Annotated in this window: 13 protein-coding genes; 12 read left to right on the forward strand and 1 reads right to left on the reverse strand. The window is 63.3% G+C overall.

The annotated features are described in order from the left end of the window. The first annotated feature begins 24 nt into the window (after positions 1–24). The 12 genes from JMF86_RS00435 (at position 25) to JMF86_RS00490 (ending at position 12,127) form a co-directional block, all read left to right on the forward strand. Positions 25–918, forward strand: a complete 894-nt coding sequence (locus JMF86_RS00435; protein WP_011546803.1) for a ParB/RepB/Spo0J family partition protein — start codon at positions 25–27, stop codon at positions 916–918. 10 nt (positions 919–928) lie between these two features. Continuing rightward, positions 929–2,059, forward strand: a complete 1,131-nt coding sequence (locus tag JMF86_RS00440) for an SLC13 family permease (protein ID WP_175810053.1) — start codon at positions 929–931, stop codon at positions 2,057–2,059. 565 nt (positions 2,060–2,624) lie between these two features. After that, complete coding sequence (locus JMF86_RS00445) at positions 2,625–3,149, forward strand: ATP synthase subunit I (protein ID WP_006477280.1); 525 nt, start codon at positions 2,625–2,627, stop codon at positions 3,147–3,149. 110 nt (positions 3,150–3,259) lie between these two features. Beyond that, positions 3,260–4,111, forward strand: a complete 852-nt coding sequence (gene atpB / locus JMF86_RS00450; RefSeq protein ID WP_006477281.1) for a F0F1 ATP synthase subunit A — start codon at positions 3,260–3,262, stop codon at positions 4,109–4,111. A 75-nt stretch (positions 4,112–4,186) separates the two neighbouring features. Continuing rightward, the gene (gene atpE / locus JMF86_RS00455; RefSeq protein ID WP_006482730.1) at positions 4,187–4,456 is read left to right on the forward strand and encodes a F0F1 ATP synthase subunit C; all 270 of its coding nucleotides are present in this window, start codon (positions 4,187–4,189) and stop codon (positions 4,454–4,456) included. Between the two features lie 129 nt (positions 4,457–4,585). Next, complete coding sequence (locus JMF86_RS00460; protein ID WP_006477283.1) at positions 4,586–5,056, forward strand: F0F1 ATP synthase subunit B; 471 nt, start codon at positions 4,586–4,588, stop codon at positions 5,054–5,056. A 2-nt stretch (positions 5,057–5,058) separates the two neighbouring features. Beyond that, positions 5,059–5,598 carry a F0F1 ATP synthase subunit delta gene (locus JMF86_RS00465; protein ID WP_006477284.1) on the forward strand — a complete coding sequence of 180 codons (540 nt, stop codon included), beginning with the start codon at positions 5,059–5,061 and terminating at the stop codon, positions 5,596–5,598. 44 nt (positions 5,599–5,642) lie between these two features. Further along, positions 5,643–7,184: a F0F1 ATP synthase subunit alpha gene (atpA, locus tag JMF86_RS00470; RefSeq protein WP_006477285.1), complete on the forward strand. Its 1,542-nt coding sequence runs from the start codon at positions 5,643–5,645 to the stop codon at positions 7,182–7,184. 69 nt (positions 7,185–7,253) lie between these two features. Continuing rightward, positions 7,254–8,129, forward strand: coding sequence for a F0F1 ATP synthase subunit gamma (atpG, locus tag JMF86_RS00475; protein WP_006482709.1), 876 nt, complete (start codon positions 7,254–7,256; stop codon positions 8,127–8,129). Between the two features lie 66 nt (positions 8,130–8,195). Continuing rightward, on the forward strand, positions 8,196–9,590 hold the full coding sequence (gene atpD / locus JMF86_RS00480; protein ID WP_006477287.1) for a F0F1 ATP synthase subunit beta: 1,395 nt from the start codon (positions 8,196–8,198) through the stop codon (positions 9,588–9,590). 120 nt (positions 9,591–9,710) lie between these two features. Beyond that, on the forward strand, positions 9,711–10,136 hold the full coding sequence (locus JMF86_RS00485; protein WP_006477288.1) for a F0F1 ATP synthase subunit epsilon: 426 nt from the start codon (positions 9,711–9,713) through the stop codon (positions 10,134–10,136). 263 nt (positions 10,137–10,399) lie between these two features. Beyond that, the gene (locus JMF86_RS00490) at positions 10,400–12,127 is read left to right on the forward strand and encodes an AMP-binding protein (protein ID WP_078040517.1); all 1,728 of its coding nucleotides are present in this window, start codon (positions 10,400–10,402) and stop codon (positions 12,125–12,127) included. Between the two features lie 300 nt (positions 12,128–12,427). On the opposite strand, the gene JMF86_RS00495 is transcribed toward JMF86_RS00490, so the two are convergent. After that, the gene (locus tag JMF86_RS00495) at positions 12,428–12,805 is read right to left on the reverse strand and encodes a hypothetical protein (RefSeq protein WP_156349317.1); all 378 of its coding nucleotides are present in this window, start codon (positions 12,803–12,805) and stop codon (positions 12,428–12,430) included. Position 12,806 lies beyond the last annotated feature (1 nt).

Genomic DNA, 12,806 nt, shown 5'->3' on the forward strand with positions numbered 1-12,806 from the left:
ATGAGCGAAGCGAGGAAGAAAGACATGAACGCGGTACCAAAGAAGAAGGGCTTGGGACGTGGCCTCGAAGCGCTGCTCGGCGGCAGTGCCGATATCACCGAAGCGGTGAAGATCGAAGGGGCACCGAACACGCTCGCGCTCGGCAAGCTGCAAGCCGGCAAGTACCAGCCGCGTACGCGGATGGACGAGGGCAGCTTGCAGGAGCTCGCGGCCAGCATTCGCGCGCAGGGCGTGATGCAGCCGATCCTGGTACGGCCCATTTCATCAGACAAATACGAGATCATCGCGGGCGAGCGGCGTTTCCGCGCGGCGCGCCTGGCCGGCCTCGATGAAGTGCCGGTGCTCGTGAAGGACGTATCCGATCAGGCTGCCGCCGCGATGGCGCTGATCGAGAACATCCAGCGCGAGGATCTGAATCCGCTCGAAGAGGCACACGGTATCCAGCGCCTGCTCGACGAGTTTGGTTTCACGCACGAACAGGCGGCCGAATCGGTCGGCCGTTCGCGCAGCGCGGTATCGAACCTGCTGCGCCTGCTTAACCTCGCATCGCCGGTGCAGACGATGCTGCTGGCCGGCGATCTCGACATGGGGCACGCACGCGCGCTGCTCGCGGTCGACGCGGCCACGCAGATCACGCTCGCGCATCAGGTGGTCAACAAGCGCATGTCGGTGCGCGAGACCGAGAAGCTCGTCTCGCACACGACGAAGGAAGCGCCGGCCGTGAAGGCGCGTGCGAAGGACGATGGCGGCCGCGATACGCGTCGCCTCGAAGAGGAGTTGTCGGACCTGCTCGCGTCGACGGTGAAGATCAAGCTGGGCCGCCGCGGGCGAGGGCAGGTGCTGATCGACTTCGGCAACCTCGATGCACTCGAGGGCATTCTCGCGCGACTGCGCGGCAACGTCGCAACGGAAGAATAACGGGCCGGCCATGGAGCAAACGGGTGCACCGGCACCGCGCCGGTGGCTCGGCTGGCTTGCGCAGGAACCGGTGCTGTCGGTGCTTGCGCTTGGGCTGATCGTGCTGCAATGGGTGCGTCCGCAACCATTTTCGGTACTGGCCGAACGCGTCGACTGGCAGACGGTCGCGACGCTCGCGGGCCTGCTGATGCTGACCAAGGCGCTCGAGTTGTCCGGCTGCCTGATGTGGCTCGCGCATCGCATCGTGCATCACGTGCATTCCGAACGCGGGCTCGCGATGCTGCTCGTCGGCTTCGCCGCCGTGCTGTCGATGTGGCTCACCAACGACGTCGCCTTGTTCGTCGTCGTGCCGTTGATGGTGTCGCTGCGCGCGCTGACACCGCTGCCGTTCCGGCGGCTCGTGATCGTCGTCGCGCTGGCCGTCAACGCGGGGTCCGTCGCGACACCGCTCGGCAATCCGCAGAATCTTTTCCTATGGCAGTTGAGCGGCGTGTCGTTCGGTCGTTTCGTGGTCACGCTCGGGCCGCTCGCCCTCGCGCTGATGGCGCTGCTGCTCGTGCTGACCGCGTTGATGTTTCGCGCGAAGCCGCTCGACTTGTCGGGCGACGCCGCCGCGTTGCCCGTACAGCGCATGCACGCGCTGATCGCGGCCGTGCTGTTCGCCGCGTTCGTGCTGCTCGCCGATGCGCACCATCCGCTGCCGGGCCTCGTCGGTGTCGCCATCGTGCTATTCGCCGTCAAACGTGACGCAGTCCTGAAGATCGACTGGCTGCTGCTGCTGATCTTCGTGCTGATGTTCGTCGTGCTGCGCAGCGCGGCTGCGCTGCCCGTCGTGCACGACGCGATCGCGCACGCGCAACTCGATTCGCCGCTGCGCGTCTATGCCGCCGGCGCCGTGCTGTCACAGGTGATCAGCAACGTGCCGGCCGCGATCCTGCTGTCGGAGTTCACGCACGACTGGCGCGCGCTTGCGTTCGGCGTATCGGTCGGCGGCTTCGGTTTCGCGATCGGCTCGCTCGCGAACCTGATCGCAGTGCGTCTCGCGAAGGAGCCGCGCATGTGGCTGCCGTTCCACCTCGTTTCGATTCCGTTCGCGCTGGTGAGCGCGGCGCTCGGTGCGTGGTTGCTCATGCACGGTTGAGCGAGCCGGTGCGTGCGGCACAGGCATGCCGCTCGGGTGACGGGCAGGGCGCACAGCGTGCGCAGTGATCAGGATTGTTGATAAGTGCCGCAACTCACAGTCGAACATCTGTGGCGGCGCGACAACTGATTGGATGAATCGATGCGCGAACATCCGGCGAATTTCATGCGTCGCGCGTGGTGGTCCGGTCGCCGCGCGTTGCTTGTTCCGCCGCGTTGCGCCGAGTCATTCGAGATGGTTCGCTTGCAGCCCATTTCCCGCGGCGATCGCACCGCTTCCGCCTGGCCCGCATCAGGCATCGTTTCCCCGCCATTTACCCCGTCACCGGACTTTTTCGCGCAGGAAATACCGGTGCGAAAAACCGACCTTACAACTGTCATCGTACGTCGTCGAATCGGGCGTTTTTTCACATCATGAGGCGTCGTTTTATGCAGGTTTTTGTCGCGTCTAAAGCCTTGAATCACTTGCAACTATCGCTTACAATCGCCCGGATTTGTTAGCTAGGCACCCCTGAAAGCTTTCAGAAAGCTTGGGGTCGGTTTGAAGGATTCTGCGGAAGATTGCGATGGCGGGTCAGGCGCCGGACGACAGGCACGATGATCAGCGCACGCAACGCACCGCTTCGGCGGTTGGCGCGCGGCGTGAATCCGACGATGACTGGGATGTCGAGCAGCAAGATAACAACATCGTTCCGCTGACGCGGGCCGAGGCCGAAAGGCTGTTTGGCCCGAACGTGAGCAAGCCCTCGCGCGTGACCCCCTACAAGGTGGTGTTCGCGCAAGTGGTCCTGTCCCTGGTTGCAACGCTGGCGTGGTGGCTGTTTTCGAAGTCGCCGGGCGCCGCTGCGCAATCCGCGTTTCTGGGCGGAGCGATCGGCTGGGTGCCCAGTGCGGTATTCGTGGCACGACTGAAGGCAGGTGGCTCGGCCACCGTGATGAGCTGGGTGATGGGCGAAGCCCTGAAACTGGCTCTGACGATCGGGATGTTCACCGCGGTGGCGTTCGGCTGGGCCGGCGTGCACTGGGTGCCGTTCCTCGTCACGTACCTCGTCGTGCTGAAGACGTACTGGATCGCGCTGGCCTGGCGGTAAGGAACAAGCAGCGTGCGGTTTCGACAACGAACCGCACCGGCCCGTTCCCGCAATAGCGTGTTGCGGAACGGGGCAAAACGATTTTCGACAATTTGGGTGGCATTAACGATATGGCAGCTAGCGAAGGCACGCGCGGTCCGGATCCGTCCGAGTACATTGCGCACCACTTGCAGAATTTCTCCACCTCGCATCAGACGTCGATTTTCGACATTCACGTCTGGAATCTCGACACGCTGTTCTGGTCGATCGTTTGCGGCATCGTGACGATCGTCCTGCTGCGTCTGGCCGCCCGCAAGGCGACGTCGGGCGTGCCGGGCCGTTTCCAGTGCGCGATCGAGATGCTCGTCGAAATGGTCGAAGACCAGTCGAAGGCCATCGTCCACGGCAATCGTACCTTCATCGCGCCGCTCGCCCTCACGGTGTTCGTGTGGGTCGCGCTGATGAACTCCCTCGACTTCCTCCCGGTCGACCTGCCGGGCCGCGTGATCGGCCTGCTCGGTCTGTCGGACGTGATTTCCCACCATCGCATCGTCCCGACGGCCGACCTGAACGGCACGCTCGGCATCGCGCTCGGCGTGTTCGTCCTGATGATCTACTACAGCATCAAGATCAAGGGCGCGGGCGGCTTTGCGCATGAGCTGCTGTCGGCGCCGTTCGGCGGCCACCCGGCGCTGTGGATCCCGAACCTCGCGCTCAACATCGTCGAATACGTTGCAAAGACCGTTTCGCTCGGCATGCGGCTGTTCGGCAACATGTACGCGGGTGAGCTGTTGTTCCTGTTGATCGCCCTGCTCGGCAGCATGTGGAGCTTCGGTGGCGACGCAACGTTCCTCGGCTTCGTTGGTCATGTGATCGCGGGTAGCGTCTGGGCAATCTTCCACATTCTGATTGTTCTGTTGCAGGCATTCATTTTCATGATGCTGACGCTGGTGTATCTCGGCCAGGCGCACGACACGCACTAAGCGTGGCGTGCAACAAAGAGTCTTCGTTTTAGTTTTTTAAATCTCAGTTCCAAGTCTTTTCACAAAGGAGTGATCATGCAAGCTTACATCGCCAACATCCAGGGTCTGACCGCCATCGGTATCGGCATCATCATCGGCCTGGGTGCAATCGGCGCCTGTATCGGTATCGCGCTGATGGGTGGCAAGTACATCGAAGCCTGCGCACGTCAGCCGGAACTCATCAACCCGCTGCAAACGAAGATGTTCCTGCTGGCTGGTCTGATCGACGCTGCATTCCTGATCGGCGTTGGTGTCGCAATGCTGTTCGCGTTCGCGAACCCGCTCCTGTCGAAGCTCGCAGGCTAAGGTTCCTCGGAAATATGCGTCCGGCGTGAGCCGGCGCAGGGCGGAACGGAGACTTGGGGCGCTGATCGAATGCAACTCGATGAGCGCCTTACCGTTTCATTTTTCCGGAATAGCAGATAAGGAAACACCGTGAATCTCAACGCAACTCTGTTTGCGCAAATGGTCGTGTTCCTGGTCCTCGCGTGGTTCACGATGAAATTCGTGTGGCCGCCGTTGATCAACGCCCTCGACGAACGTTCGAAGAAGATCGCCGACGGCCTCGCCGCCGCGGAGAAGGGCAAGGCGGAACTCGACGCAGCGCACAAGCGCGTGGACCAGGAACTCGCGCAGGCCCGCAACGACGGCCAGCAGCGCATCGCCGACGCTGAAAAGCGTGCCCAGGCGGTCGCCGAGGAAATCAAGGCCAACGCCCAGGCTGAAGCCGCCCGCATCGTCGCCCAGGCGAAGGCGGAAGCAGAACAGCAAATCGTGAAGGCGCGCGAAGCGCTGCGTGGCGAAGTCGCCGCGCTGGCCGTGAAGGGCGCCGAGCAGATCCTGAAGCGCGAAGTCGATCAAACGGCCCACGCCCAACTGCTGAATCAACTGAAAGCCGAGCTCTGATCATGGCCGAACTTGCAACCATCGCCCGCCCTTACGCAGAAGCGCTGTTCCGCGTGGCCGAGGGCGGTGACATCGCCGCCTGGTCCACGCTCGTGCAAGAGCTGGCCCAGGTTGCGCGTCTGCCGGAAGTACTGTCGGTCGCGTCGAGCCCGAAGGTGACGCGCACGCAAGTAGCCGAGTTGCTGCTTGCTGCGGTGAAGTCGCCCGTCGCGGCCGGCGCCGAAGCGAAGAACTTCGTGCAGATGCTGGTCGACAATCATCGCATCGCGCTGCTGCCGGAAATTGCCGAGCAGTTCGAGGCGCTCAAGAACGAACGTGAAGGCGCAGCCGACGCCGAGATCGTGAGCGCGTTCCCGCTGAACGGCGCGGATCTCGACAGTCTCGTCTCGGGCCTCGAACGCAAGTTCAAGCGCAAGCTGAAACCGACGGTCGAAGTCGATTCGTCGCTGATCGGCGGCGTGCGCGTGACGGTCGGCGACGAAGTGCTCGACACCTCGGTTCGCGCGCGCCTCGCATCGATGCAGGCTGCCTTGACCGCCTGAGCGCCACGCCGGCACGCAACAGAATTGACTATCAGGAGCGAATAATGCAACTCAATCCCTCTGAGATCAGCGAGCTGATCAAGAGCCGGATCCAGGGCCTTGAAGCGAGCGCAGACGTTCGCAACCAGGGCACCGTGATCTCCGTGACCGACGGTATCGTGCGTATCCACGGCCTGTCGGACGTGATGCAGGGCGAAATGCTCGAGTTTCCGGGCAACACGTTCGGTCTCGCGCTGAACCTCGAGCGCGACTCGGTCGGCGCGGTGATTCTCGGCGAATACGAACACATCTCGGAAGGCGACATCGTCAAGACGACGGGCCGCATTCTCGAAGTCCCGGTCGGCCCGGAACTCGTCGGCCGCGTGGTCGACGCGCTCGGCAACCCGATCGACGGCAAGGGCCCGGTCAACGCGAAGCTGACCGACGCGATCGAAAAGATCGCCCCGGGCGTGATCTGGCGTAAGTCGGTGTCGCAGCCGGTGCAGACGGGCATCAAGTCGATCGACGCGATGGTGCCGATCGGCCGTGGCCAGCGTGAGCTGATCATCGGCGACCGTCAGTGCGGCAAGACCGCGGTGGCGCTCGACGCGATCATCAACCAGAAGGGCAAGGACCTGATCTGTATCTACGTCGCGATCGGCCAGAAGGCTTCGTCGATCATGAACGTGGTTCGCAAGCTCGAAGAAACGGGCGCGATGGAATACACGATCGTCGTCGCCGCTTCGGCGTCGGATTCGGCTGCGATGCAGTACCTGGCACCGTACGCCGGCTGCACGATGGGCGAATACTTCCGCGACCGTGGCCAAGACGCGCTGATCATCTATGACGACTTGACCAAGCAGGCCTGGGCATACCGTCAGATCTCGCTGCTGCTGCGCCGCCCGCCGGGCCGTGAAGCGTACCCGGGCGACGTGTTCTATCTGCACTCGCGTCTGCTGGAGCGTGCGGCTCGCGTGTCGGAAGAGTACGTCGAGAAGTTCACGAACGGCGAAGTGAAGGGCAAGAGCGGCTCGCTGACGGCACTGCCGGTCATCGAAACGCAGGCTGGCGACGTGACCGCGTTCGTTCCGACGAACGTGATCTCGATTACCGACGGCCAGATCTTCCTGGAAACCGACCTGTTCAACGCAGGCATCCGCCCGGCAATCAACGCCGGCGTGTCGGTGTCGCGTGTCGGTGGCGCCGCGCAGACGAAGGTCGTGAAGAAGCTGTCGGGCGGTATCCGTACCGACCTCGCGCAGTACCGTGAACTGGCCGCATTCGCGCAGTTCGCATCGGACCTCGACGAAGCGACCCGCAAGCAGCTCGAGCGCGGCCGCCGCGTGACGGAACTGCTGAAGCAGCCGCAGTACCAGCCGCTGCAGGTCTGGGAACTGGCCGTGTCGCTGTACGCCGCGAACAACGGCTACCTCGACGATCTCGACGTCAAGCAAGTGCTGCCGTTCGAGAAGGGCCTGCGCGACAACCTGAAGACCAGCCACGCTGACCTCATCAAGCGCATCGAAGACACCAAGGATCTCTCGAAGGACGACGAAGGCGCGCTGCGCTCGGCGATCGAAGCCTTCAAGAAGTCCGGTGCCTATTGATCCGCGAGTGACACACTGAGGCCGCGCGGGTGCTGATGCGCCCGCGCCGCCTTGGTCAAGGAGCAAGCTATGGCTGGAATGAAGGAAATTCGCGGCAAGATCAAGAGCGTGCAGAACACGCGCAAGATCACGAAGGCGATGGAGATGGTGGCTGCATCGAAGATGCGTCGCGCGCAGGAACGCATGCGCGCCGCTCGTCCGTATGCAGACAAGGTCCGTGCCATCGCCGCGCACATGAGCCGTGCGAACCCCGAGTACCGTCACCCGTTCATGGTGGCGAACGACGGCGCGCAGACGGCCGGCATCATCCTCGTCACGACGGACAAGGGTCTGTGCGGTGGTCTGAACACCAACGTGCTGCGTGCGACGGTGCAGAAGTTCAAGGAGCTGGAAGAGAAGGGCCAGAAGGTCGAAGCCACCGCGATCGGCGGCAAGGGCCTCGGGTTCCTGAACCGCTTCGGCGCGAAGGTGATGTCGCAGGTCGTGCACCTCGGCGACACCCCGCACCTGGACAAGCTGATCGGCGCCGTGAAGACGCAGCTCGATCTGTACTCGGAAGGCAAGCTGTCGGCGGTTTATATCGCTTACACGCGCTTCGTCAACACGATGAAGCAGGAAGCCGTGATCGAGCAGCTGCTGCCGCTGTCGTCGGACCACTTCGAAGCCGATGACGGTACGCCGGCGACGTCGTGGGACTACATCTACGAGCCGGACGCGCAGGCAGTCGTCGACGAACTGCTCGTGCGTTACGTCGAGGCGCTGGTGTACCAGGCCGTCGCGGAAAACATGGCGTCCGAGCAATCGGCGCGCATGGTCGCGATGAAGGCCGCGTCCGACAACGCGAAGACGGTGATCAGCGAACTGCAGCTCGTATACAACAAGAGCCGTCAGGCCGCGATCACGAAAGAACTGTCGGAGATCGTCGGCGGCGCAGCCGCTGTTTAAGCGCGCGCCCGGGACGACAACTGCGCCTTTGCGCGAGTAAAGAATCAGGTATTTAAAGGAAAAGCGATGAGTACTGCTGCTTTGGTAGAAGGCAAGATCGTACAGTGCATCGGCGCCGTTATCGACGTGGAATTCCCGCGCGACAGCATGCCGAAGATCTACGACGCGCTCATTCTCGATGGCTCGGAACTGACGCTCGAAGTCCAGCAGCAGCTGGGTGACGGCGTGGTCCGTACCATTTGTCTGGGTGCATCCGACGGCCTGCGCCGCGGCCTGACCGTGAAGAACACGGCGAAGCCGATCTCGGTGCCGGTCGGCAAGCCGACCCTCGGCCGAATCATGGACGTGCTCGGCCGTCCGATCGACGAAGCCGGCCCGATCGAGAGCGACGTGACGCGTTCGATCCACCAGAAGGCACCGGCGTTCGACGAACTGTCGCCGTCGACCGAACTGCTCGAAACGGGTATCAAGGTCATCGACCTGATCTGCCCGTTCGCAAAGGGCGGCAAGGTTGGCCTGTTCGGTGGTGCAGGCGTGGGCAAGACCGTCAACATGATGGAGCTCATCAACAACATCGCGAAGGAACACGGCGGTTACTCCGTGTTCGCGGGCGTGGGCGAGCGTACCCGTGAAGGGAACGACTTCTACCACGAAATGAAGGACTCGAACGTTCTCGACAAGGTCGCGCTGGTGTACGGCCAGATGAACGAGCCGCCGGGCAACCGTCTGCGCGTCGCGCTGACCGGCCTGACGATGGCCGAGCACTTCCGTGACGAGGGCCTCGACGTGCTGTTCTTCGTCGACAACATCTACCGTTTCACGCTGGCCGGTACCGAAGTGTCGGCACTGCTCGGTCGTATGCCGTCGGCAGTGGGTTATCAGCCGACGCTGGCTGAAGAAATGGGCAAGCTGCAAGAGCGCATCACGTCGACCAAGAAGGGCTCGATTACGTCGGTTCAGGCCGTGTACGTCCCTGCGGACGACTTGACCGACCCGTCGCCGGCAACCACCTTCGGCCACCTGGACGCAACCGTCGTTCTGTCGCGTGACATCGCTTCGCTGGGTATCTACCCGGCGGTCGACCCGCTCGACTCGACGTCGCGCCAGATCGACCCGAACGTGATCGGTGAAGAGCACTACTCGATCACCCGTCGCGTTCAGCAGACGCTGCAGCGCTACAAGGAACTGCGCGACATCATCGCGATTCTGGGCATGGACGAACTGTCGCCGGAAGACAAGCTGTCGGTCGCACGTGCGCGTAAGATCCAGCGTTTCCTGTCGCAGCCGTTCCACGTCGCTGAAGTGTTCACGGGCTCGCCGGGCAAGTACGTGCCGCTGAAGGAAACGATCCGTGGCTTCAAGATGATCGTCGACGGCGAGTGCGACCACCTGCCGGAACAGGCGTTCTACATGGTCGGCACGATCGACGAAGCCTTCGAAAAGGCCAAGAAGATCCAGTAAGGGCTGAGTGAGTCGCAAGCCGGCGAGCGCCGGCCGGAACGATAAGTCAGTGATGACTTGTATTCCGGCCGCCTGCGCCGGCCGCAATACGCTCAACCCGTGGATGAGATTGGAGTCGATATGGCAACCATCAAAGTAGACGTCGTCAGCGCGGAAGAGCAGATCTTCTCGGGCGAGGCGAAATTCGTCGCGCTGCCGGGCGAAACGGGTGAGCTGGGCATTCTGCCGGGTCACACGCCGCTCATTACCCGGATTCGTCCGGGTGCGGTGCGCATCGAGGTCGAGGGCGGCAACGACGAATTCGTGTTCGTCGCAGGCGGCATTCTCGAAGTGCAGCCGGGCGCCGTGACGGTGCTCGCCGATACCGCGATCCGCGGCAAGGACCTCGACGCGGCGAAAGCCGAGGAAGCGCGCAAGCGTGCCGAGGAAACGCTGCAGAACGCGAAGTCGGATCTCGACCTCGCGAAAGCGCAATCCGAGCTCGCGACCGCGATGGCGCAGCTCGAGGCGATCCAGCGTCTGGCGAAGATCCGCAGCCGGCACTGAGCCGCGCCGCGTATCCCGCGAAAGAAAGCAGCCTTCGGGCTGCTTTTTTTTCGCCCGCGTTTCGCCTGCATTTCGTCCATCTTTTTGCGGGCCGGATCGTATCGGCCGGTCGTGCTATTTCACCCGTCCGCCGCGATTCGATGTCAGAGTATCGTCAGCGGAGCGCGGCATCATCCGCGGTGAGGCCGGCCGTCGCGATCGTGCGGCGGAGGCGCGCAGCAGGCGCGCGCGGGCCGATCAGACAAAAACGGACGGAGACATCGATGGCAGCAGACCTTGGCAAGGGGGCGCTGATCGCGCCCGAAAACGGACTGTCGTACGTGCGCGGCGCGACCGACGTGCCGCTATCCGACGCGACGATCGGCCGGTTCCTGCTCGACACGGCCGGCCGCTTCCCCGACCGCCCGGCGGTCGTGTTCCGCGAGCAGCAGGTGCGCTGGACCTGGCGCGAGTTCGCGAACGAGGTCGATGTGCTGGCGGCGGGCCTCGCCGCGCTCGGGATCGTGAAGGGCGACTGCGTCGGCATCTGGTCGCCGAACCGCAGCGAATGGCTGCTCACGCAGTTCGCGACCGCGCGAATCGGCGCGGTGCTCGTCAACATCAACCCGGCCTACCGGCTGTCGGAACTCGAATACGCGCTGAACAAGGTCGGCTGCAAGGCCGTGATCGCGGCCGAGCGCTTCAAGAGCTCCGCGTACGTCGAGATGCTGCAGACCCTCGCGCCGGAGCTCGCGACCGCGACGCCGGGCGACCTGCATGCGGCGCGCGTGCCGAAACTGCGCACGATCGTGTCGATGGGCGAGGTGGCGCCTGCCGGCATGTTCCGCTTCGCGGACCTGATGGCGCGCGGCCGCCAGGCCGTCGATCCGGCGCTGCTCGATGCGATCGGCGCGGCGCTCACGGCCAACGATCCGATCAATATCCAGTTCACGAGCGGCACGACCGGCAGCCCGAAGGGCGCGACGCTCACGCACCGCAACGTCGTCAACAACGCGCGCTCGATCGCGATGGCGATGCGTTTCACCGAACAGGATTCGCTCTGCATCCCGGTGCCGCTCTATCACTGCTTCGGGATGGTGCTGGCCGTGCTCGCCTGCGTGTCGAAGGGCGCCGCGATGGTGTTCCCCGGCGAAGCGTTCGACCCGGTGGCGACGCTCGCGGCGGTGGCCGAGGAGCGCTGCACCGCGCTGCATGGCGTGCCGACGATGTTCATCGCCGAGCTCGATCATCCGGCATTCCCGACATTCGACCTGTCGACGCTGCGCACCGGGATCATGGCCGGCTCGCCGTGCCCGATCGAGACGATGAAGCGCGTCGTGTCGCAGATGCATCTTTCCGAAATCACGATCGCGTACGGGATGACGGAGACGAGCCCCGTGTCGTTCCAGAGCTCGACCGACGATCCGCTGGAAAAGCGCACGACGACGGTCGGCCGTATCCAGCCGCATCTCGAAGTGAAGATCGTCGATCCGAGCGGCGACATCGTGCCGGTCGGCGCGACGGGCGAGCTGTGCACGAAGGGCTATTCGGTGATGCTCGGCTACTGGGACGACGACGCGAAGACGCGCGAGGTGCTGGTCGACGGCTGGATGCATACGGGCGACCTCGCGACGCTCGACGCGGACGGCTACTGCAACATCGTCGGCCGCCTGAAGGACATGGTGATTCGCGGCGGCGAGAACGTCTATCCGCGCGAGATCGAGGAATTCCTGTTCCGCCATCCGAAGATCCAGAGCGCGCAGGTATTCGGCGTGCCCGATGCGAAGTACGGCGAGGAGCTGTGCGCGTGGATCGTGCTGCGCGCGGACGAGCAGATGACCGAGGACGACGTGCGCGCGTTCTGCACCGGGCAGATCGCACACTACAAGATTCCGCGCTATATCCGCTTCGTCGACGAGCTGCCGATGACGGTGACGGGCAAGGTGCAGAAGTTCGTGATGCGCGAGCGGATGATCGAGGAGCTGAAGCTCGACGTGCAGAAGACTGCGTGAAGCGGGACGGTGCGGTGCGCGAAAATGCCGGAAAAACGTGGCGGCCTGCGGGTCGCTACGTTTTCGATGGACGAAAAAAAGCGGGCTTATTAGCCCGCTAAAAACCACACGCTACGGGGTTAGCGCGAGGAGACCAAAGATGAAACCGAATCCGGCGGGGGGCCGGAAACGACTCCAACAGGGATGCCCCTCGGAAGGGCTTCGGTACGTGACCGACTGGCTCGCAGCGCTTCGCGTCCGCTCACACTTGGCACACGAGACCGCATCCGTGTTGAAACCGTTGAGGCCATTGTGGGCGAATTAATGACCCGTCGCGGTAACAAAGTGTTTCAGGTTGTAACGCCCGCCAGATAAGGCTTTCCGGGATTTTTTGCTGTTTTCGGGGGCCTGAAAAAGGTCATTTTTACCCATATTTTCCGCCGCGTTTTCAAGGTATGCGCACGATGCGTTTTTCATGCGTATCGGGCGCGATGAATTGCCGATTTTCACGCGAGAAAGTGCACGGCGCGATCGATACCGCGCATGACGATTCATTCGTCGGAAAGATTTTGAAACGTGATCGGAATGCGGGGAAGTCGGCCATTCGGCCAATTCGTCGGGTTTTGCGCCGCTGGAAGGTCCGGCGCAGCGACGGCAATGTGTAACGGCGCGCGCGGCGGCCGCGGGGTCGGTGCCCATG

The organism is Burkholderia sp. E168m15 (assembly GCF_016586105.1).
GTDB lineage: Bacteria > Pseudomonadota > Gammaproteobacteria > Burkholderiales > Burkholderiaceae > Burkholderia > Burkholderia orbicola.

Coding starts and splice junctions, on each gene's coding strand:
- JMF86_RS00435 (WP_011546803.1), top strand. CDS start 25: ATGAACGCGGTACCAAAGAAGAAGGGCTTGGGACGTGGCCTCGAAGCG.
- JMF86_RS00440 (WP_175810053.1), top strand. CDS start 929: ATGGAGCAAACGGGTGCACCGGCACCGCGCCGGTGGCTCGGCTGGCTT.
- JMF86_RS00445 (WP_006477280.1), top strand. CDS start 2,625: ATGGCGGGTCAGGCGCCGGACGACAGGCACGATGATCAGCGCACGCAA.
- atpB (WP_006477281.1), top strand. CDS start 3,260: ATGGCAGCTAGCGAAGGCACGCGCGGTCCGGATCCGTCCGAGTACATT.
- atpE (WP_006482730.1), top strand. CDS start 4,187: ATGCAAGCTTACATCGCCAACATCCAGGGTCTGACCGCCATCGGTATC.
- JMF86_RS00465 (WP_006477284.1), top strand. CDS start 5,059: ATGGCCGAACTTGCAACCATCGCCCGCCCTTACGCAGAAGCGCTGTTC.
- atpA (WP_006477285.1), top strand. CDS start 5,643: ATGCAACTCAATCCCTCTGAGATCAGCGAGCTGATCAAGAGCCGGATC.
- atpG (WP_006482709.1), top strand. CDS start 7,254: ATGGCTGGAATGAAGGAAATTCGCGGCAAGATCAAGAGCGTGCAGAAC.
- atpD (WP_006477287.1), top strand. CDS start 8,196: ATGAGTACTGCTGCTTTGGTAGAAGGCAAGATCGTACAGTGCATCGGC.
- JMF86_RS00485 (WP_006477288.1), top strand. CDS start 9,711: ATGGCAACCATCAAAGTAGACGTCGTCAGCGCGGAAGAGCAGATCTTC.
- JMF86_RS00490 (WP_078040517.1), top strand. CDS start 10,400: ATGGCAGCAGACCTTGGCAAGGGGGCGCTGATCGCGCCCGAAAACGGA.
- JMF86_RS00495 (WP_156349317.1), bottom strand. CDS start 12,805: ATGGGCACCGACCCCGCGGCCGCCGCGCGCGCCGTTACACATTGCCGT.